17 protein-coding genes are annotated in these 20,684 nt (G+C 39.4%); 11 read left to right on the top strand and 6 right to left on the bottom strand.

All coding sequences use genetic code 11. The annotated features are described in order from the left end of the window. Nucleotides 1-100: 100 nt before the first annotated feature. The 3 genes from ACM0OX_RS04825 to ACM0OX_RS04815 all read right to left on the bottom strand — a co-directional run bounded on the left by ACM0OX_RS04825 (nucleotide 101) and on the right by ACM0OX_RS04815 (nucleotide 3,537). Nucleotides 101-1,558, bottom strand: a complete 1,458-nt coding sequence (locus ACM0OX_RS04825) for a protein adenylyltransferase SelO (protein ID WP_414513506.1) — start codon at nucleotides 1,556-1,558, stop codon at nucleotides 101-103. A gap of 469 nt (nucleotides 1,559-2,027) precedes the next feature. Next, a complete protein-coding gene (locus ACM0OX_RS04820; RefSeq protein ID WP_414513504.1) occupies nucleotides 2,028-2,483 on the bottom strand; it encodes a hypothetical protein in 456 nt (151 codons plus the stop codon). A 478-nt stretch (nucleotides 2,484-2,961) separates the two neighbouring features. Further along, nucleotides 2,962-3,537, bottom strand: coding sequence for a GNAT family N-acetyltransferase (locus ACM0OX_RS04815; protein ID WP_414513502.1), 576 nt, complete (start codon nucleotides 3,535-3,537; stop codon nucleotides 2,962-2,964). Nucleotides 3,538-3,994: 457 nt separating this feature from the next. Between ACM0OX_RS04815 and bioB the strand changes: the two genes are divergently transcribed. Further along, complete coding sequence (gene bioB, locus ACM0OX_RS04810; protein WP_414513632.1) at nucleotides 3,995-5,002, top strand: biotin synthase BioB; 1,008 nt, start codon at nucleotides 3,995-3,997, stop codon at nucleotides 5,000-5,002. Nucleotides 5,003-5,072: 70 nt separating this feature from the next. Here the strand turns inward: bioB and ACM0OX_RS04805 are convergent, their stop codons facing one another. Further along, entirely contained in the window at nucleotides 5,073-6,254 is a 1,182-nt protein-coding gene (locus ACM0OX_RS04805) for a class I SAM-dependent methyltransferase (RefSeq protein WP_414513501.1), read from the bottom strand. A gap of 513 nt (nucleotides 6,255-6,767) precedes the next feature. Here ACM0OX_RS04805 and ACM0OX_RS04800 point away from each other — a divergent pair. After that, the gene (locus ACM0OX_RS04800; protein WP_414513499.1) at nucleotides 6,768-7,439 is read left to right on the top strand and encodes a hypothetical protein; all 672 of its coding nucleotides are present in this window, start codon (nucleotides 6,768-6,770) and stop codon (nucleotides 7,437-7,439) included. Between the two features lie 155 nt (nucleotides 7,440-7,594). Beyond that, the gene (locus ACM0OX_RS04795) at nucleotides 7,595-8,341 is read left to right on the top strand and encodes a 2-phosphosulfolactate phosphatase (RefSeq protein WP_414513497.1); all 747 of its coding nucleotides are present in this window, start codon (nucleotides 7,595-7,597) and stop codon (nucleotides 8,339-8,341) included. 165 nt (nucleotides 8,342-8,506) lie between these two features. Here the strand turns inward: ACM0OX_RS04795 and galE are convergent, their stop codons facing one another. Both galE and ACM0OX_RS04785 read right to left on the bottom strand, forming a co-directional pair. Further along, nucleotides 8,507-9,523: a UDP-glucose 4-epimerase GalE gene (galE, locus tag ACM0OX_RS04790; protein WP_414513495.1), complete on the bottom strand. Its 1,017-nt coding sequence runs from the start codon at nucleotides 9,521-9,523 to the stop codon at nucleotides 8,507-8,509. Nucleotides 9,524-9,533: 10 nt separating this feature from the next. Next, entirely contained in the window at nucleotides 9,534-10,946 is a 1,413-nt protein-coding gene (locus ACM0OX_RS04785; protein ID WP_414513493.1) for a sugar transferase, read from the bottom strand. A gap of 827 nt (nucleotides 10,947-11,773) precedes the next feature. Here ACM0OX_RS04785 and ACM0OX_RS04780 point away from each other — a divergent pair. The 8 genes from ACM0OX_RS04780 (at nucleotide 11,774) to ACM0OX_RS04745 (ending at nucleotide 20,682) form a co-directional block, all read left to right on the top strand. Further along, entirely contained in the window at nucleotides 11,774-13,975 is a 2,202-nt protein-coding gene (locus ACM0OX_RS04780; protein ID WP_414513491.1) for a GumC family protein, read from the top strand. Nucleotides 13,976-14,016: 41 nt separating this feature from the next. Continuing rightward, nucleotides 14,017-14,859 (top strand): ABC transporter permease, encoded by an 843-nt coding sequence (locus tag ACM0OX_RS04775; protein ID WP_414513630.1) that lies wholly within the window; start codon nucleotides 14,017-14,019, stop codon nucleotides 14,857-14,859. A gap of 38 nt (nucleotides 14,860-14,897) precedes the next feature. Continuing rightward, nucleotides 14,898-16,223: an ABC transporter ATP-binding protein gene (locus tag ACM0OX_RS04770; protein WP_414513489.1), complete on the top strand. Its 1,326-nt coding sequence runs from the start codon at nucleotides 14,898-14,900 to the stop codon at nucleotides 16,221-16,223. A 95-nt stretch (nucleotides 16,224-16,318) separates the two neighbouring features. Beyond that, nucleotides 16,319-17,554, top strand: coding sequence for a glycosyltransferase (locus ACM0OX_RS04765; RefSeq protein WP_414513487.1), 1,236 nt, complete (start codon nucleotides 16,319-16,321; stop codon nucleotides 17,552-17,554). Between the two features lie 92 nt (nucleotides 17,555-17,646). Further along, entirely contained in the window at nucleotides 17,647-18,582 is a 936-nt protein-coding gene (locus ACM0OX_RS04760; protein WP_414513485.1) for an NAD-dependent epimerase/dehydratase family protein, read from the top strand. A 42-nt stretch (nucleotides 18,583-18,624) separates the two neighbouring features. Further along, the gene (locus tag ACM0OX_RS04755) at nucleotides 18,625-19,356 is read left to right on the top strand and encodes a methyltransferase domain-containing protein (RefSeq protein ID WP_414513483.1); all 732 of its coding nucleotides are present in this window, start codon (nucleotides 18,625-18,627) and stop codon (nucleotides 19,354-19,356) included. Then, on the top strand, nucleotides 19,353-20,390 hold the full coding sequence (locus tag ACM0OX_RS04750; protein ID WP_414513481.1) for a polysaccharide deacetylase family protein: 1,038 nt from the start codon (nucleotides 19,353-19,355) through the stop codon (nucleotides 20,388-20,390). The genes ACM0OX_RS04755 and ACM0OX_RS04750 overlap by 4 nt, the downstream gene beginning before the upstream one ends. Further along, nucleotides 20,383-20,682 (top strand): glycosyltransferase family 2 protein, encoded by a 300-nt coding sequence (locus tag ACM0OX_RS04745; protein WP_414513479.1) that lies wholly within the window; start codon nucleotides 20,383-20,385, stop codon nucleotides 20,680-20,682. The genes ACM0OX_RS04750 and ACM0OX_RS04745 overlap by 8 nt, the downstream gene beginning before the upstream one ends. Nucleotides 20,683-20,684 lie beyond the last annotated feature (2 nt).

The following is a 20,684-nucleotide window of genomic DNA, read 5'->3' as shown; positions in this document are numbered from 1 at the left end:
TGAAAACGCACGGCAAAGCCATCTAAATATTGACAAAGAGCAGGAGGTAGAGGGGCAAAGTAAAAAAATGATTTTCATTACAAGCCTTGCCCCTTATGAACTATCTCCTAGACTGAATTTGCTGTATTAACTCATAAAAAGGCTGCCAATTATCTTCTTGGGCAATTGATTCCCAAACAGATTCAATTACTGGCCTTAATAATACCGTTTTGGGATTATTAACAGCTAGAGTTTGGGCAATTATATTGGTGCGATCGCTATCAAAATCGTTCAATATTTTATGATATAGTATGCACCAATCATCAAACATTCCAGATGCACCGGGTACTGGCACAATATCGGAATTATTCATCACAAAACCTGGTTCATCTCGCCATTTGTATGAAAAAGTACGAGCCATCTCATAAAAAAACTGGTGATAACCAACTTGGCTATCTTTCAAAAATTCAACCGTTAGATTCAACAGTTCCGTCGCTTGTGGATGTGGCAACTCCGAAAAACCTAACTTTTTCAACATCAAAGAACTGTATTCAGCTTGATAATACTCATCAAACATTTCTAATCTAGCTTCCATTTCGCCTTTATCAATAATTGCCTTTAAAGGTTCTTGGAGCATTTGTAAATTCAGCTTGCAAATACTTGGTTGATTACCGTAACAGTAGCGTCCATAATAATCAAAATATGCAGCTATAAAGGATGGGTTATAACTCGGAATAAATGCGTAAGGTCCATAGTCAAAACTCTCTCCAGTAATCGACATATTGTCAGTATTCAGGACTGCATGACAAAAGCCAGCCGCCATCCACTGCGCTACTAGTTCTGCAACCCGTTTAACTAATTCGGCGTAAAACAGGATATATTTATCTTCTTCAGCATTTAAGTGTCGATAATACTGCTCAATTACGTGGTCTAACAGCTTCTTAGTTAAATCTGGGCGCTGGAAATAGTGCAGTCGCTCAAAAGTGCCAAACCGAATATGAGAACTGCTCATCCTAATCATCACAGCTGAACGGGTAGGCGAAGGTTCATCGCCCCGCCAGAGTGGTAAACCTGTTTCAATCATGCTCAGACAGCGCGAAGTACGTACACCCAAGTAGTGCAATGCTTCCGCAGCCAGAACTTCCCGTACTCCACCTTTGAGCGTGAGCATACCATCGCCACCACGGGAGTAGGGCGTTCTCCCAGAACCTTTAGTGCCAAAATCGTATAATTTGCCATCATTGGCGCGTACTTGCCCGTAGAGAAAGCCTCTACCATCACCCAACTGTCCGTTATATTCACCAAATTGGTAGCCGTGGTAACGCAGTGCTAACAACGGTTTGCGCTCCTGAAATTGGCCAAAGGCTGCGATGAAATCTTCGTCTTTGACTACTTGGGGGTCTAGACCAAAACGGGGTAATAGTTCATCGTTACGCCAACGCAGGAAGTGTTGAGGAAATTCTGCCGCTGCAACCTCATCGTAGTAGTCGCCGCCTAGAGATTCTAAAGCGGTTTCATAGTTGAGGGTGAGAAAAGGATTGCTAGAATTCTTGTCGTTTGGAGTTTCAGCCAGAGTCATTACGAGCAAAGCTAATTCATTCTTCCTTTAATACTACCTCTGGCTTCAGCATCATCAGCATAGACGCAAAAAGCGACCCATATCTAAAATATGGCAGCATCGCTATCAAAATCTGGAATGCTTCAGGAGGCAGGAGTAACTCACCTTTAAAAGCGTGGAATTGAAGTAAGCACGAAGCCCCTTCGGACATCCTACGAGAAGTGTCTTGTCTTCTCCCAAAAGGAGAGGCTAGCGCTAAAGAAGCAGGCTGCACTGGCTTCGTTGTATCTTATGACACTTTTAGGTCGAGACAATTCTTATTTTAAAGCGAATGACTCAAAACTAAAGTTTTCATTTATAATCCTTTGCTCTTGCTTTTTTTAGCATAAATAAAGTTTTGGACATAAAAAAATAAGACTGGCTCAACCGAAATTTGGATAAAATCCGCCAGTCTTCCGAAACTTAACCTTAATTAAATAAAACTGATTTTTTATTTTGTAATTGGTTGTGATGTTGGTGAAGTAATTCCTACTGAGTTGGATGTTGGTTGTGATACCTGCGAAGCTAGAATTTTTTTCACTTGCAGGTTATAAGTTTGCAAAATTGATTGAACCTGTTTCTGTTGATCTTGATTCAGATCCAAAGATTTTAACACTATTCTGATTCTCTGACGGGATTGCAGTGCCGCCTTAAATTTAGTAGCTTGGGATGGGTTTAATAAAGCCTCAATATCTTTATCTCTTTGCTGGCGAGCTACTTGGATTTGTAGGCGCTGTTGCTGTGTAAGTTTGATTGGCTGGTGTGATGCAGCACTAGTCTGAGTTTTTAAGGGTGGTGTAGTGGCAGAATTTGGGCCTGGTGCTGCCAAGACAACTCCGTTTAAGATGGTAGCAAAAGCGAAGATACTAGAAAAGACAGATAAGCGCTTTATAGAATTAATGAGCATTTTAAAAAACTCCTCAACTATTTAAGAAAATTGAACACATCGGCTAAAGCTAACCTTAATAACTGAGCCGGAGAGTGAACAAATATTACTATTGCATTTGCTTGTGGAGTTGTTGTGTAGTTATTATGAATTTGCTATGAATTTGTAGATGTTTAGAATCGATATATTCAATTCATTTTTAGATAGATATTATAGTATTATAAATAGCTGTAAGGTGGTCATTACTCACAAACGACAAATAAGTATTTGAGTGAAGCTTAAGCCTTACTTATATGGATTGCCTAAAGAAGGTTCATAAATAAAAATTATAAATATAGGACTTACGCACGGGTAACGGAAAACGAACCACAGAGGGCGCAGAGTTCACGGAGGAATGAGAGTTTGAGAGGGTTTTTGCGTAAGTCCTAAAATAAACGAATTTATTAACAGGTATAGTCGATGAATAAAATAAAAATATTGAGAGAAATCTCCGTATATTTTAAAAATGAGGTTCTTTCCAATAAGGATTTGTAAGACTTGTCAAAATATGATCTTCCCATTGTCCATTAATTAACAAATAGTCTCTAGCGTATCCTTCAACAACAAAACCAAGTCTTTTGAGTACATTACCACTGCGGCGATTGTGAGGCATATAGTTAGCCATAACTCGGTGAAAATTTAACTCTTCAAATAGATATTTAGTTGCAGATTTTAAACCCTCTGTCATATATCCTTTACCTTGTTTATTTTCAGCAAGGCTATATCCCACATAGCAAAAATGAGCGGCTCCTCGGACAAAATTACTAAAATTAACTGTTCCAATAACTACGGTAGGATTTTTTTTGGTAAAAACAAATAGTTTTAACGATTGCCCATTGATAAATTCTAGAAAACTATTCTCTATCTGATATTGCCAATATTCTTCAGTGAAAAAACCATCAGCCCAAAGAGGGTAAAATGGAGTGAGATAAGTTTTGTTATCAATAAAGTACTTGAGAATTTGGGGTATATCTTCATGGATCGCTGCTCGTAATAATAGGCGATCGCTTGCAATTATTGGCAGTTCTGATATCATAAATTACTTAATCGGCGGGATCTTTTCCCAAAAAATTCTCTAAATTTTATAAATTTTCTCATAACCTGTGGTTTAGCAACAGCAGTTAGATTAGCTGTATCACGATTGGGACTTACGGAAGTATCATAGTTTTTTCATCAACTTTGTCAAGAGTCAGGGTTAATTCACTGATTTTATATAGACTTTGAACTCTTGACCAGCATGACAAAAGATATATGTATGCCCAATGCCCTTTACAAAAGATAGGGTGAGTATTTTTGCTCTTAATCTGCCATTCAACCAAAATCTTGATAAGCTGATGTCTAATATCTAGAGCGGAAGGATTGAGAGCCAATGGGTGATAAAGCACAGTGCGCGGCATAACTTCGATAAAATTGCTTTGCCTAAACGCTGTACCGCAGCAGATTCAAGCAAAATACAGCTCTTGATTAACCCAGTCTACAAGAAGGATAGTGATGTGGTGGGAATACGCTACGATTGGCAGGAATTAGAGATTCAGGCGATTTACAATACGCCATTGCTAGAGCTTATTTATCAAGCTGCTAGCGTGCATCGCCAATATCATGACCCAACAAAAATACAAGTTTGCAAGCTTATATCTATCAAAACCGGAGGTTGTCCAGAAGATTGCAGCTACTGCGCCCAATCTTCCCGTTATAAAACAGAGGTAAAGGCGCAAGCACTCCTAGAAAAGGAAACGGTAGTTAACATCGCCCAGAAAGCTAAAGAAACTGGTGTTAGTCGCATCTGCATGGGTGCAGCTTGGCGCGAAGTCCGGGATAACTCACAATTTGAGGAAGTCCTGGAAATGGTCAAGGATGTGACTGCAATGGGTTTAGAAGTGTGTTGCACTCTGGGTATGTTGACGGCAAATCAAGCCAGGAAATTGTCAGAAGCAGGACTTTATGCCTACAACCATAACTTAGATACCTCGCAGGAATATTACAGCACAATTATTACCACGAGAACATATAGCGATCGCTTGAACACAATTGAGAATGTCCGCCAGACAAATGTTACTGTCTGTTCCGGCGGTATCCTGGGCTTAGGCGAAACAGTCGATGACCGGGTTGGGATGTTACAAACTTTGGCAAACTTACATCCCCATCCAGAGTCCGTGCCAATTAATATTCTTTCACAAGTACCGGGAACACCCTTAGAAAATCAGCCTGATGTCCCCATTTGGGATATTGTGCGGATGATTGCCACAGCCAGAATTTTAATGCCAGCTTCCGATGTGCGTCTTAGTGCCGGTAGGGCGAGACTTTCTCAAGTTGAGCAAGCTTTCTGCTTTATGGCAGGAGCCAATTCTATCTTTTCCAGCGACGATAACAAGATGTTGACGGTGACAACTCCCTGTCCAGATTACGATACTGACCGAGAAATGCTGAATTTACTTGGTTTGGGAATGCGTCCGCCTTCCCAAAGACAGGAGAAAGTAGCAAGTTCGGCTGTTGTAGGGTAAATATCTAATTGTGGGATAGCCGAAAGGCCCATCCCACAATAAATAATTAGATATTTTTTACTTGAATTTCCTAAGCAGGTGTCAATAAAATCAACTGCTGTTGCAAAAGGCTTCTTACCCCATCCAATCCCAGTTCTACATTTGTCAATATCTCTGCAATTGTGGAATTTTGATCGCATCTTTGCATAAACTCAAACTCTGCTACAGATAAATTAACTATCTGGTAATCGTAATTAAAGAAACATTGACTGGGAAATCCCTCAAGACAAGGATTCAGTTCGGGAATCGCTGCTAGTAGAGCGTTATTATCTGACCAGTCGGCTTTGATTAAGGGAGGACGACCGAGGAAAAACTCGTAATGAGTTACTTCTGGGTCTAATAATTCTATCAGGCGATAAAGCTGGCGATCGCTCAATTCTTTTGCCCGTTCTACTAACTCTGGTGCTTTGCCTAAAAGTCTGTCTAAATCCCAGAAATTCGGATTCGAGAAACCAATAAATTCCAATCCCGAAGCATCTATTAATTCAAACAGCGTCTCAATGTTGTAGTCAATTTCTTGAGGATGAACGTACATATCAGCAAAGTATTCATCCTTGTTGTTTTCTAGCGACCAACGTTGTTTATCGTATTTGACAATTCGGTTATTTTCTGGTAAAGAAGCAAATATTTGTCGCCCGACTTGGACACCATCGCGGTAGTCGCCTTTTTTATCACCTTGAATAAGTGCGATCGCTTTTTGCATGAGTTGAATTTCCCAACGCCCCAACTCCCCGTACACAAAAATGTGCATTAAGCCGCCTGGGGCTAACTTCTTCGCCAAAGCTTGAATCCCGCGAATTGGATCGGGGGTATGATGCAAAACGCCAACACAGTTAATTAAATCAAACTCACCCGGTAACTGTTCCACATCAAACAAACTGAGGTGATGAAATTCAACGCGGTTAGCCCCTGAACGCTGACAACGTTCTTTGGCTACAGCTAAAGCGCCTGTACTGAGGTCGATTCCCACAACAGAAGCTTGAGGATTGAGGTGAACCAGATACTCTGTACCCACACCAGTACCGCAACCTGCATCTAAAATCCGAATATCTTGCTTTTGGGGTTTTTGACCGGTGCAGAAGTTATGAGCAGCTAGCCAATTCCAGCGCCAGTTGTAGCCTGGAGGTGGTTCATCCAACAGGGCTTCCGGCGGAAAGGGATAGGTATTGTAGAGTTTGGCAACAGCAGCACTAACAGTTTGGGAATCGGACATGATGAGGAATAACGCAGCATTTCTGAGTTTAGCGGATAGTGGCTGGTTAGAGCAAAGATTACTATTGCTTATTTTCTACTACTTATCCAATAGCAAAATCAGTAAATTGGCGTTTATAAGGAGCGTAAAATTTGTTTTTGTGCTGCTAATAGTCTGTATGTTCCTAATCAACAAAGTAATACCTTTGCTCAAGTTTAACCGACACATTGGAAATTTTTACAACTAGATTTATGAGATTTTTGTTCTTAAATTTTTATCTAATTTACAATTACCAGCCTTAGATTAGAGCTTTATCTTTAAGTTTTTTCCAGATTATATTTGATAGTAGGGGTTTTAGCCATGAAAGTAACAAGCAAGCTAAAATAAATGAGATACGCAGTTACATAAATAACAACAAGCATTTTTTGTACTAAGATGAAAAGACCTTTTAGAAAACTGTTAAAATTGTACAAATGTTCTATTAATTGGTCTTTGAACATTTGTAATTATTTGAAAATTGAGTGATAATCGCTAATGTTTCAATATTATGCAGAACTATCCGAAGATGAGTTAAATGTTTTAAGAAAACTCAAACATTCTATTGAATCCAGTTTTAAAAATACATCTGAATATTGTCATAGCCTAAATGAATATTATGATGAATTAAGTGAAATCTTCCAATTGATAACTGACCCACTTCCTCCCGATTGTGAGTTGCAAGAATCGCTATTACCTAAATACTACCTTGACTTCAAAGAAGAATATCAAAGTTCAGGCCCATACACTTTTTTGAATGATTGCCGCTCTGCAAAATTGATCGCTTTTGTACAAGTCATATCTGTGAAAAATAGAGGTGCAAAGATCGCTGCAAAACCTCTAGCGATCTTGAAAGGACAAAAGGATGAGTTTGAATCAGATTGCTTTGGAAATATCAAGTTTAATGTGTATACAGCTTGGTCATATGCATGTTTTGAAAAAGGAGAGAAAGCATTAATTTTACTAGAAAAAGTATCAAATAAGACTGTAATTATATGGTCTTCAAGCAAAAAATTTGAAGTTATCAATAGAGATGGCATTGAAATAGTAATAGCAAAAAAAGTAAGAAAGTCATATTGGCATGATATTAATGTAGATAAAATTAATGAAAATAACCTTGTAATAATCCCTTGGAAACAATTAGAGACATGGATAAGAAATAATCTATGATTATTGTTCCAATATGAGTTTCACAGGTTCAAATTCTATGGATATCTTATACTAAGATAAGCACACTTCGTGCTGAGTATAAACCTTTAATTATTTACACTGCCTTACTTATCTATGGTTTAATTTTTATCATATTGTCTTTTGCGATCGCACCAATGATTTACAACCAATCAGAGTTTGATTTACGCTGTGAATGGGGTTCGCAAGGAGTTACTGAACTTGCTCCCATCAGTGATGTAGTTGTGATAGTTGACGTTCTCTCTTTTTCTACCTGCGTGGAAATTGCCACCAACAACGGCGCGATAATTTTTCCCTACGCATATAAAGATGAATCTGCCATAGATTATGCTAAGTCAGTGCAAGCAGAGTTAGCAAGTCATAGACAACGTTGGACTACAACTGGATATTCTCTCTCGCCAAAATCGGTAGCTGAAATTCCTGCTGGAACCAGACTAGTTTTACCATCACCTAATGGTTCTTTTCTAACTTTACATACAGGAAATACACCAACTTTGGCTGGCTGCTTGCGAAATTGTCAAGCAGTGGCGCAGTTTGCTCAAAAGTATGGTGATAAAATCGCTGTGATTCCTGCCGGTGAGAGGTGGAAAGAAGATGGTAGCCTCCGTCCTGCATTTGAAGATTTAATTGGTGCTGGGGCAATTCTTAGTTATTTAGATGGCAGTCTATCACCAGAAGCCGAAGTTGCTGTAACAACATTTCAGGCTTTCCAGCAAAATTTATTGGGGTACTTGAAAAAATGCAGTTCGGGTAAAGAGCTGATTGAAAGAGATTTTGAGTCAGATGTTGAACTGTCCGCCGCCTTTAACATCAGTAATTGCGTGCCTTTATTTAAAGATAATGCCTATGTCAACGTAAGTTCGACGAACCTCTCTCTGCCTTAAATTAAAGTTCAAGTCTGTGCTTCTTCAATTCCAATAGGGACGGTTTTGTGTAGTAAAACCTCTAAGAAATTTTTTGATTGAGTCAATTATAGGGACACTATATGAGCCGTCGAATTCACGCGATCTAAATTCCAAAAACAAGGTTAATTAAGTGCCAAGCTTTAATTATGCATATGCCATATTTATATGCCTTTGACTTGCCACGTTACTCTTCTGTTTTTCCCAAGCAATGGTTGTGTTGATAATCTCGTCTAAATCATTGTGTTTTGGTTGCCAACCCAAAACCCTATGGATTTTATCAGCACAAGCTGCAACACAGGCAGGATCGCCTGGACGACGTGGTGCGGCAATAACGGGAAAATCTACACCAGAAATAGCCTTGACTCTTTCAATAACTTGTCGCACGCTGTATCCTTGCCCATAACCGCAGTTGAAAATTTGGCTTTCCCCTCCTTTTTCTAAGTAATCCAAAGCATCTAAGTGAGCAGTAGCCAAATCTTCAACATGGATATAGTCTCGAATTGCGGTTCCGTCGGGCGTAGGAAAATCAGTACCAAAAATTCGGACTTCTGGCTTGCGCTTGAGTGCTGCATCACAAGCAGCTCGAATCAAATGAGTGGCATTCGGTGACATTTGCCCCAATAGTCCACTTGGTTCGGAACCTGCTACATTAAAGTAACGTAAAATTACGTAGTTTAGTGCAGATACTGCTGCATAGTCCTGGATCAGCCACTCACTCATCAACTTTGAACGTCCATAAGGATTAATGGGCTGTGTAGGATTCGACTCGGTAACAGGATTGTCTTTTACTTCCCCATAGACTGCGGCTGTGCTGGAAAAAATGAACTTGTTAACACCCATAACGCTACAGCAGCGCAGCAAATTTAAGGTGTTGCGGGTGTTGTTGGCGTAGTAGTCGAGGGGATGAGCTACTGATTCTGGAACAATCAGACTAGCGGCAAAGTGTAAGACTGCGCTGAATTTATGCTGGGCAAAAACTTGATAAAGATGCCCACTGTCTACTAAATCACCAATAATTAGTTTCCCGTGTAGTACCGATGCTGGTGAACTTGTAGAGCAGTTGTCGTAGACTACGACATCATAACCAGCTTCCCCTAATTGGCGAACTACATGCGAGCCAATGTAACCAGCACCGCCAGTTACCAATATTTTCTTTTTCATTTCTTTTTCCTTATCTACCTTTACCTAACAAAACAACTCGAATCGTTTTGAAGGCGATCGCTAAATCCAACCAAATGGAATAATTTTTGATGTAGTAGAGATCGTATGACAGCTTTTCATAAGCATCTTCTATAGATGCTCCATAGGGATACATAACCTGTGCCCAGCCTGTAATTCCAGGTTTGACCAAATAGCGAACTTCATAGTAGGGAATCGCTTCTTTGAGTTTGACATCAAATTCTGGTCGTTCTGGACGAGGCCCAATCAGACTCATTTCACCTCGTAAGACGTTCCATATTTGAGGTAATTCATCAATACGCAACAAACGCAGCCAGTATCCGACTCTGGTGATTCGTGGATCGCGTTGACTAGCCCACTGCGCCCCCAACTTTTCTGCATCCTGATACATGGAGCGAAATTTATAAACTCTAAATGGTTTACCGTGTAACCCACTTCGCTGCTGACTGTACAATACTGGGCCAGGGCTATCTAGCCTAACTAGTAATGCAACCAACAACAGAAGTGGTGCAACTAATACTAGTAAAAAGAGGATCAAGATGAGATCGATACCTCGCTTCAGTTTCATGCTGAAGTAACCAGGCATTAGGTTAAAACCATCACTAAAAGCCAACCATTTATCTTGTAACAACGACGAAGGTAGTTTATACCAAAATGTTTCATACACATCTGGCAATGTATAAACCGGAATGCCTCGCAACCGCATCTGCATTAACTGTTGTGCTTGTGACTGAGAAAAGTTTATCTGGGCTGTCACTATGACCCCAGACCAGGATTCTTGACTCCATTGCGACAAATCGCTCAGGCTTCCCTGATAACTCAGATTTCTTTTTGGTAAGTCTATAGTTTTTTGGTTTTCCTCTGCTAGAACAGTCAATTTCCCTAAAGGATTCAGTCCTAGCAATTTTTGTGCAAATTTGATGGCATTATCTCCGCCTCCTAGTATTAACCAACGGCTTTTCAGAGCGTGCGATCGCACCCATCTCACTGCTACCACGCGCAATATTATTGCCCAAATGGTAAAGATTCCCAAGCTAGGTAAAAATACACTCCGCCACGTTACCGGATTCTGTTGGGCAATACCTGATAAGTAAATTAGGGCAGAAATAAAGAATGCGATCGCAATGCTACAAATAATAATTCGAGCGGGCGCTCTTAACCCTGAAATTTGCCGATCTGGATGGTAAGCATCTGCTAGATAGAATGCTGCAAGGATCATGCAGACAAATGTATAAGGTAACGGATTTAGCCAATGTAAGGGTTGATCTAAACGCAACCATTGTGCGATCGCTAAACAAATTAGCAACCCAAAAATATCCCCTAACAAAAGCAATATCGGTAGGCTGCGGACTATATTTGGCAGCCTAGTATTGGTAGGTAAACTGACATAACTTGTGGAAGTCATTGGTTTTTATTATTCTTCAGTATCCTGAACTCGAGTTCTTTGTTCAAACCAGCAACAGATTCAAAGAAGGGAATATTAAAGACTAGCCGTATTGTGCCAAATCATACAAAAATAAGAAATTTCGTATGCTCTGTTTGTCAAAGAAATTGGAGATTAGGGATTACAAACTAGGAGGGGAACTATCTGTGCGTCGGTATAGCATATCTGTAGGATATACATCCTAACTTGCATTGGCTGTACGAACTACACTACGGCTTCAAGGTTGTTGTTTTGACATTTGCATTATGCCATGAGTGTAGTCAATCTGAACTTTATATTTAATTTATTTATTAGCGTATATTTACTGCTAAAGTAAGTGTTTACAGAGTAACAAAATAAGAAAAAATCTTATACAAGCTGTTGAAATGCTGTTAGTAAAATAATATAAAGAAAAGAAGTGGGTGAGAAAAAACATCATCATGTTAACAAAGATAAACAAGGCTCAAAGCTTGTTCCATTCTATATCTTGCCTTCTATCTCCTACCCGATCTCAACTAAAAGTATTTACCTCTTTCTACTTAATGAGTTGAAATAAATGCTTTTCAATGTAATCTAAAATTCTAGAAAAAAAAATTAAAAACACCTTGACATTCAGATAATATTTCTGGGATAAATCTAAGGAAATCTAATAAAAAGTAAACACTTTAGAGAATACGGGCACTTGTATTATGATTTTTTATACAGATAATTAGTAATTAATCCTAACTATGTCCAAATGACTATCTTGGACTACCAAAATTGTGAAGCAAAATTAGTAAAAACAATTTCAGGTATTCGTAACATACTCCATGCCCTCTAACCAAGAAGACCAAAACTCTTTAGATTTGCAGCAATACTCGCTACTTCTGAAAAGGCGTTGGCTAATTATAGCTGCGGTGACTGCCTCTATTTTTGGGTTTTCAGCTTTAAATGCTATCAAGCAAAAACCAATTTATGAAGCAGAAGGTAAGTTGCTTTTCAGTAAAACTGACCGCGTTTCTTCGCTGACAAGTCCCTCGGCACAAGTTGGGGAGTTGAGAAGTGTGACTGAAATCAACAGTCCGTTGGATACAGAAGCAGAGGTTATTCGTTCTAATCCAATAGTTGAAAAAACTATTGCTAGTCTCAGGTTGGTAGATAAGCAAGGAACACCCTTGGAAATAAATGAGTTTCTCCAAAAAGTCAAAATTAAGAGTGTCCGGGGTACAGATATTTTGGCGATTTCGTACAGTAGCAGCAATCCAAAAGAAGCCGCAGATGTTGTGAATTCGCTGATGAGATATTACCTGGAGAACAATATTGGCATTAACCAAGCCCAAGCGACAGTGGCAAAGAAGTTTTTACGCAAGCAATTGCCTGAAGTTGAAGCAAGAGTAGTCAGATCGGAAGCAGCTTTGCGTCGATTTAAAGAAGAAAATCGGGTAATTGCTTTAGATCAAGAAGCAACAAAAGGAGTGGACAAACTCGCGGATTTATCAGACCAGATTACCCAAGCCCAGGCAAATTTAACAGATGCTAAGACTCGCTCACAACTTCTGCAACGTCAATTGAGATTGAATTCGCAGCAAGCTGTGGATATGGGGAATTTAAGTCAATCAAAAGCTGTGCAGGAGGTATTAACACAATACCAACAGGTGCAAAACCAGTTAGCAGTAGAAAAGACTCGCTATACAGACAAACATCCTGCGATCGCTAATTTGTTAGCAAAAGAAGCAGCCCTCAAAAAGCAGCTAGAGAGGCGAATTGTTGAGAATGCAGATAGAGAAAAATTTGTACCAGCCCAGAATTTAGGGATGGGAGAACTCAAGCAGACCTTAGTGGCCCAACTGGTACAGTCGGATGTAGAACGTTCAGCATTAGCTAACCGAATTACAGTTTTGCAGAATGCATATACACTTTCTCAAAGACGATTGAGTGTTTTACCTCAACTGCAAGAAAAACAGCAACAGCTAGAGCGACAGTTGCAAGTTGCTACATCTACTTATGAAGAACTGCTAAAGCGATCGCAAGAAGTCGATGTAGTAGTAAATCAGAATGTCGGTAATGCCAGGGTAATATCTGCGGCTTTACTTCCTAAAAAAGCTGTCCCTTCCAAAATTGCCTTTCACCTAGCGGTGGGTGGGTTTTTGGGAATTTTGCTGGGTGTAGGGGTAGCTTTGATGTTAGAGGCTATGGATCGATCCCTCAAAACTCTTGAGCAAGCCCAGCAGTTCTTAGGTTATTCTTTACTCGGTACGATTCCTCTCTTGGGTCAAAAAGCTAAAAACAGTGGGGAAGGTTTAGTCGAACTACCAGTCAAAGATAATCCATATTCGGGAGCAAGTTCAGCCTTTGAGATGCTTCAGACGAACCTGGATTTGACTATCTCCGATCGACCACTAAAAGTAATTGCCGTAGTTAGTTCAGCTCCAGGTGAAGGTAAATCATTTGTGGCTGCAAATTTGGCAGTAGCTCAGGCACATATGGGCCGCAGAATCCTATTAGTAGATGCGGATATGCGTCACTCCTCGCAACAGAAAATCTGGAAACTATCTAATCCAGTCGGACTAAGTAATGTTTTAGTTGGTCAAGCAGAGTTTCGCAACGCCACCCAAGAAGTATTAGTTAACTTAGATTTATTAACGGCCGGGACAATCCTAGCGAAACCCGCAGCATTGCTAGATTCGCAGCCTATGGCTTTGTTAATTCAAGAGGCAGTCAAAGACTATGATTGTGTGATTATTGATACTCCTGCCTTGAGTTTATTTGGTGATGCACTCATGCTGGGCAAGATGGCAGATGGGATATTGCTAGTTGTACATCCTGAAGTGCTTGACCGTGCTGTTGCTAAGAGTACGAAAATGATGCTAGAGCAAGCGCGATCGCGTGTTTTAGGAATGGTGGTGAACGGGGTTACTGCTGAAAAAGGGTCTGGTTACTATCACTCTAGGGGGTCTGACGGTGGAAAAAGGTCTGCTTTGAGTCAGATAAATTTGCCTGGGATTAAGAGCTTGATGAAGTTTATTTATTGACTTGACTATAGGTTAACTCTGGAGATAGGGGTATTTTCATGATGAGAAAACAGACGCTCGAGCCTCGGCAGAAATTAGTGATTAAGGCAGGGCGAATCGAGCAGCAGTATTGGCAGGATATCTGGAAATATCGAGAATTGTTTTACTTCCTGGCATGGCGAGACATCTTGGTGCGCTATAAGCAAACGGCGATCGGGCTGGCTTGGGCATTACTGCGGCCTTTTTTAACAACGATGGTGTTTACGCTGGTATTTGGGGTTTTACTCAAGGCGCCGTCGGCAGGTGCGCCTTACCCGATTGTGGTGTTTTCGGCGATGTTACCTTGGCAGTTCTTTTCCAATGCCTTGAGTGAGTGTAGTAATAGCTTAATTAGTAATTCTAATTTAATTTCTAAAGTTTATTTTCCGCGTTTGATTGTGCCAACGAGTGCGGTGATTGTGAGTTTTGTGGATTTTATGATTTCTGCGATCATCTTGCTGGGCTTTATGGCGTGGTATAACTTTGTGCCGGATTGGCGAATTTTAACGCTGCCGTTGTTTATTGCGATCGCATTTGCAGCAGCGATCGGCGCGGGGTTATGGCTGGCAGCATTAAACGTGGAATATCGGGATTTCCAATATATTGTGCCGTTTATTGTGCAGTTTGGACTTTATATCTCACCAGTGGGTTTTAGTAGTAGCGTGGTGCCGGAACAGTGGCGACTACTTTACTCGTTAAATCCAATGGTAGGTGTGATTGATGGGTTCCGGTGGGCAATTTTGGGTAAAAATTTTGACATTTATTTACCAGGATTTCTCTTGTCGGTGGCGTTAGTGATATTAGTGCTGATTACGGGGATTTATTATTTTCGCCGGATGGAGCGCAAGTTTGCGGACATTATTTAAGCACATAGGTTCAAAAGTTGTTAGCAGTTGGAGAATATATGGCAGATACGGTGATTAAGGTTGAGAACTTAAGTAAGAGCTATGTGTTGAGCCATCAGCAGGGGGGATATCGCTATAAGGCGTTGCGCGATGTTATGGCGGATGGGGCGAAATCGATCGCAAAGACTTTGAACCCTTTTAATCACAACGCAAAATGCAAAACACAAAACTCGAATCGTGAGGAATTTTGGGCAATCAAGGATCTGTCGTTTGAAATTAAGCAGGGCGATCGGGTTGGAATTCTTGGGCGGAATGGAGCGGGCAAATCGACGCTGCTGAAGCTTTTGAGCCGGATCACGGAACCTACTCATGGCAGTATTGAGATTACGGGACGTGTGGCAAGTTTGCTAGAGGTAGGGACAGGTTTTCATCCTGAGTTGACAGGGCGGGAAAATATTTACCTCAATGGCGCGATTTTGGGCATGGAGCGGCAACAGATCAAACGCAAGTTTGATGAAATTGTTGATTTTGCAGAGATTGAAAAATTTTTAGATACGCCTGTTAAACGCTACTCTTCTGGGATGTATGTACGCCTCGCATTTTCGGTTGCGGCACATTTAGAGCCAGATGTTTTGATTGTGGATGAAGTTTTAGCAGTTGGAGATGCAAATTTTCAGAAAAAATGTCTTGGCAAAATGCAGGAAGTATCCAACGATCAAGCTCGAACAGTTATATTTGTAAGTCATAATATTGAAGCAATTCAACGGCTATGTTCTAAATGTTTGTTACTAAATAAGGGGCAGCTAATTACTTACGAGAATACAAACAGCGTGATAACTCAATATTTATCTAGTAACTCTTATTCTTATCAAGCTTTACCCAACGAGTGGATAAATTTAAGTAATGTAACTCGCAATGGCAATGGACAAGCTCGTTTTATCGCTGCTCAATATAGGAGTTCAAAAAAAGATATTTCTTTTAATGCTTATTCCAATGGTGAACTTGAATTTTTACTGAATATTGAATCAGATTCCTCAAGAAATATTGGAAGTCTTGCGGTTGTTGTGTATAACCATTTTGGTATCAAGTTGGTAAATGCAGATATTGTATCACTTGGACAAATAATATCTCTTCAGCAGGGAGAAAATATAGTTCAATTAAACATTGAAAAACTACATTTAAAATCAGGTACTTATGTCATTGGTCTTTGGCTTTCCGATTCTTCATTTCATACTATCTTTGATTATATTGAGTCGGCATTTGAAATAGAGGTGGTTGAACTTCCATCCGAAGAGTTTGGTATAACATGTGACGGGTTAGTAACCTGTAACTTTCAAGTATTCTCAAAGCCAATCGCCGATTCAAATCTAAATTTAAAAACCTAGAAATAATTCACTGAGAGACTTCTAGAGATAGTCTGATGTTTATTTAATACAAAAAAAGACATCCCTTTTGATACAAGATAGATAAGAGAGAAGGCATGGAAAAGCAAAATGTTCTTTATTTCACAAGTTATCCTTTAGATTCTAATAATGGTTGTGGAATGGCACTTTTAAATGATATTTATCAATTATCTCAAATAGAAGATATCAACCTTTATGTTGCTGTTACTTGTAACGAAAGTAGTCAATTAGAAACTAGAATACAATTAGAAAAACTTAAAGTTAAATATTACTTAACTACTCGCTTAAGCCCTTCTACGAAAAAAGAAAATTTCTTAAAAGAAGTAGTAAAAATATATAAAAGGTTAGTATATAAAATACGATCGACTTTTAGCTTTCAGAATGTAACATACTACAATTTTGAGCGAGCAAAATATGTTTCTGAATACTTAACTGAACTTTGCAAACAACTCTCGATTCAAATTGTTATTGTTGAACAACTATATAGTATTTTATGGTTTAAAAATTTCCTCAAACTTAAACAAAAAAAGATATACCTTGCAACGGATAAAGAGGCAGAATTTTTTAAGGCTCTTGCTCCCCATAATTGGTTTAATTACAAATCTCAATCTAGCATTTTTATTAGTTATTTAAGACTTAAGATTTTTGAAAAAAAAGTCTGTAAATTGGCTGATAAATGTATATTTATGTCCGAAGCAGATATTCCCAAATATTTACTAGCTAATCAAAAAGTATCGATCAATTCACAAATACTTCCGCCTAAACTCGGCGGCTGGCGTTATACAAATTCAAAGACAGTTTTCTTTGCTGGTAATATTAATTTCTATTTCAATTTTTTAGCTGTAAAATGGTTAATTTATGAATTATCTCCGAGATTATTAAGACTAAATAATACAATAAAAATTGTGATCGCTGGTACAGATTTTCATAATATACCCAAAGATTGGACTATAGAAAATAACGTTCATATTCCTGGTTTTATTCCTAAAAAACAGCTTGAGAATTTGTTTGAGACTTCCGATATTTTTATATGTCCTATTGATAATGATTTTTCAGTGAAAATGAAATTAGTTGAATGTGTTTCTTATGGAATGCCTTTCTTTGCAACTGAACCTTGTCTTAAAGCATTACCATATTTATCTGGATTGCCAATTTTAGATATTAATAAACCTGACGAAGCAGCAGCTTATATTTGTGATACTTTATCGAGAAAAGAAGTCTTAGAGCAATTAAGTCAACGAATCTTAGAAGATGCTTTTAATTTTGCGAATACTCGAAAAGATTGGTGGACAAAAGCTGTTTTAGATATGTAAATATTTAACTTTAAATATTGAGATAATTATCAGAATTAATTTATCTCAATTGATAAAAATTATCAAACACTAGTTATTACAACATAACCAAAATGACTACTTTCCATCAATCAGTTTTAGTTACTGGGGTAGCGGGATTTATTGGTCGTTACGTTGCTCGGTATTTCTCAGAGCAAGGCTGGTCGGTAATAGGCGTTGATAATTCGCCTCCTGAAAATGCTCCCCTTCACAACTTAACAGTTTATCATCGTCTCAAATTACCCGACCCCTCTTTAAATAACTTATTAAAGGAATATTCTCCTAACATTTGCATTCATTGTGCAGGGCGTGCTTCTGTTGGCTTATCGATTATAGAACCAGATATTGACTTTCAATCTAACACAGCTTTAACTTTTGAAATTTTAAATGCGTTGCGAATTAATGCGCCTAGATGTCGATTTATTTTTCTTTCTAGTGCAGCTATTTATGGAAATCCAGAGTCATTACCTATTGGAGAAACTCAACGCTGTAACCCCATTTCTCCGTATGGATTTCATAAGTTACAAAGCGAACAACTATGTTTAGAATTTAGCAAAGTTTATGATTTACCAACTGCAAGTGTCCGAATTTTTTCTGCTTATGGCCCGGGTTTACGCCGTCAAGTCCTTTGGGATATTTGCCGACAAGCAATTTATCAACCCATAGTTAAGTTACAAGGAACTGGCAAAGAAAGCCGTGATTTTATTCATGTACTCGACATTGCCAAAGCTTTATTAGTAGTAGCAACTTCTGCACCAATGCAAGGAGAAACATATAATTTCGCAAGTGGAAGAGAAGTTACAATTTCAGAACTAGCGGAGATGGTGTTTAAATCCTTAGACTACAAAGGTAGTGTTGAGTTTGATGGAATGGTTCCTGTTGGAACCCCCATTAATTGGCAAGCTGATGTTACAAAATTAGGAAGTCTAGGAATAACCGATTTTTTATCTTTAGAGCGGGGTGTCCGTGTTTATGCAAATTGGAGTTATGCAGAACTGTTGGGCATATAGTTCTTTTTTCAAAAAGCCATACTCATTAAAAGAATTTTTATCATGAACACAGAACAGTTAAAACTAATCGTTCAAAAGATATTACCATCTCCTACCCACCACTGGCTAAAGTCTCAATATAATAAGGTACGCCTGGGTACTCTACAAAGCTTAAAACCTATAAATTCAGGTTGGGGTTTTGAACAAGGAAAACCAATTGACCGCTACTATATTGAGAATTTTTTGGGTCGCTATTCAAATGATATTTATGGACACGTATTAGAAATTGGAGATAACTATTATACTCAGCAATTTGGAGGCGATCGCGTTACTAAAAGCGATGTATTGCACGTTCAAGATAACCCCAATGCAACAATCATCGCAGACCTAACAGATGCGGAACATATACCATCAAATATATTTGACAGCTTTGTTTTGGTTCAGACGCTTCAGCTAATTTACGAAGTGCGACTAGCGCTGAAAACAACCTACAGAATTATGAAACCAGGAGGTGTTGTTCTGGCAACGTTTCCGGGAATCACACCACTAAAAGATCGGGAATGGAACAATTGCTGGTGTTGGAATTTTACAGCCCTATCTGCACAGCGACTGTTTGAGGAGGTTTTTCCTAAAGAGAATATTCAAGTCGAAACCCACGGAAATGCTTTGGCAGCCACAGCTTTTCTTCAAGGATTGGTAGTTCAAGATATACCCAAGGGAAAGCTAGATTATCATGACCGTAGCTACGAGGTAACTATCACCGTCAGAGCAGTGAAACCTGAGGTGATGGAATGAAAATACTTGGAAGTGACAAATTGCAGCGAACGATTCGACGGCTCCAGAAAAATTTAGCATCCTCTAAGGGGCTGATTTTGATGTACCATCGCGTCGCTGAGGTAGAATTAGACCCCTGGAGTCTGTGCGTAACTCCCCAGTACTTTGCCGAACAACTAGAAGTTTTACAAAAAAAAACCCACCCCATTAGCCTCAAGCAATTCGTGCAAGCGCATCGAGATGGCAAAATTCCAGATCGAGCAGTGGTTGTCACCTTTGATGATGGTTATGCAGATAATCTCCATCATGCCAAACCAATACTTGAGGGCTACAGCATTCCAGCCACGGTTTTCGTAAGTACTGGCTACATAGAAAAAGAGCGTGAGTTTTGGTGGGATGAATTAGAACGGCTACTTTTGCAACCAGGCACATTACCTGAGAAACTCTCTCTGAATATTAATGGTAGCCTTTGTCACTGGGAGCTAGGGCAAGCAGCAAATTACACTGAACAAGACTATCAAAGCGATCGCACTTCTAAAGCCTGGGAAGCTAAACCCGGTTCTCGAATGTCTTTCTATTACTCAATTTGGCAAGTATTACTACCTTTACCGGAACGAGAATGTATAAAAGCTCTAGACGAGTTAGTAATTTGGGCTAATGCCGAATCTACGGTACGCAAGACTCACCGCTCCCTTTTACCGGAAGAGGTGTGTGCTTTGGGGCAAGGGGATTTAGTAGAAATTGGCGCTCACACAGTTACCCATCCATTTCTTTCAGCACAATCAACAGAATTACAAAGGTATGAAATCCAGCAAAGCAAAGCTGCTTTAGAGGAGATGCTCAATTGTCCCGTGACAAGTTTTTCCTATCCATTTGGTAATTACACTCCAGAAACCCTGGAACTGACTCGAACTATTGGATTTGACTGTGCTTGCACTACAACTGAAGACATTGTATGGCGACAGAGCAACAGTTTTCAATTGCCTCGCTTCGGGATTGAAAACTGGAATGGGGAAGAATTTGCCAAGCAATTAGCGAGGTGGTTTCATGGTTGAACAGATAAATAACAAACCGTTAGTTTCCTGCATCATCATCTTTTTGAACGGTATTGAAAAGTTCTTTATAGAAGCAATAGAAAGCATTTTCGCTCAAACCTATGACAATTGGGAACTTTCGTTAGCAGATGACGGCTCAACCGACGAGAGTACAGCTATTGCGTTGCAATATGCCCAACAACACCCTGACAAAGTGCGCTATTTGGAGCATGAAGGTCATCAAAATCGCGGTATGAGTGCCAGGGTAAGAGCATCTCAATCAGGCTTGACGCAAGGAATCAGAAGAATCTAATA

Source organism: Nostoc sp. PCC 9305, assembly GCF_963920915.1.
Classification (GTDB): domain Bacteria; phylum Cyanobacteriota; class Cyanobacteriia; order Cyanobacteriales; family Nostocaceae; genus Nostoc.
The sequence above is the reverse complement of the archived record's forward strand: the minus strand, read 5'-3'. Positions and strand labels throughout refer to the sequence as shown.

Bases quoted from the DNA above. Each gene is read 5' to 3' on its own strand.
- ACM0OX_RS04825 (WP_414513506.1), bottom strand. From the start codon at position 1,558: ATGACTCTGGCTGAAACTCCAAACGACAAGAATTCTAGCAATCCTTTT.
- ACM0OX_RS04820 (WP_414513504.1), bottom strand. From the start codon at position 2,483: ATGCTCATTAATTCTATAAAGCGCTTATCTGTCTTTTCTAGTATCTTC.
- ACM0OX_RS04815 (WP_414513502.1), bottom strand. From the start codon at position 3,537: ATGATATCAGAACTGCCAATAATTGCAAGCGATCGCCTATTATTACGA.
- ACM0OX_RS04805 (WP_414513501.1), bottom strand. From the start codon at position 6,254: ATGTCCGATTCCCAAACTGTTAGTGCTGCTGTTGCCAAACTCTACAAT.
- ACM0OX_RS04800 (WP_414513499.1), top strand. From the start codon at position 6,768: ATGTTTCAATATTATGCAGAACTATCCGAAGATGAGTTAAATGTTTTA.
- ACM0OX_RS04795 (WP_414513497.1), top strand. From the start codon at position 7,595: ATGATTTACAACCAATCAGAGTTTGATTTACGCTGTGAATGGGGTTCG.
- galE (WP_414513495.1), bottom strand. From the start codon at position 9,523: ATGAAAAAGAAAATATTGGTAACTGGCGGTGCTGGTTACATTGGCTCG.
- ACM0OX_RS04785 (WP_414513493.1), bottom strand. From the start codon at position 10,946: ATGACTTCCACAAGTTATGTCAGTTTACCTACCAATACTAGGCTGCCA.
- ACM0OX_RS04780 (WP_414513491.1), top strand. From the start codon at position 11,774: ATGCCCTCTAACCAAGAAGACCAAAACTCTTTAGATTTGCAGCAATAC.
- ACM0OX_RS04775 (WP_414513630.1), top strand. From the start codon at position 14,017: ATGAGAAAACAGACGCTCGAGCCTCGGCAGAAATTAGTGATTAAGGCA.
- ACM0OX_RS04770 (WP_414513489.1), top strand. From the start codon at position 14,898: ATGGCAGATACGGTGATTAAGGTTGAGAACTTAAGTAAGAGCTATGTG.
- ACM0OX_RS04765 (WP_414513487.1), top strand. From the start codon at position 16,319: ATGGAAAAGCAAAATGTTCTTTATTTCACAAGTTATCCTTTAGATTCT.
- ACM0OX_RS04760 (WP_414513485.1), top strand. From the start codon at position 17,647: ATGACTACTTTCCATCAATCAGTTTTAGTTACTGGGGTAGCGGGATTT.
- ACM0OX_RS04755 (WP_414513483.1), top strand. From the start codon at position 18,625: ATGAACACAGAACAGTTAAAACTAATCGTTCAAAAGATATTACCATCT.
- ACM0OX_RS04750 (WP_414513481.1), top strand. From the start codon at position 19,353: ATGAAAATACTTGGAAGTGACAAATTGCAGCGAACGATTCGACGGCTC.
- ACM0OX_RS04745 (WP_414513479.1), top strand. From the start codon at position 20,383: ATGGTTGAACAGATAAATAACAAACCGTTAGTTTCCTGCATCATCATC.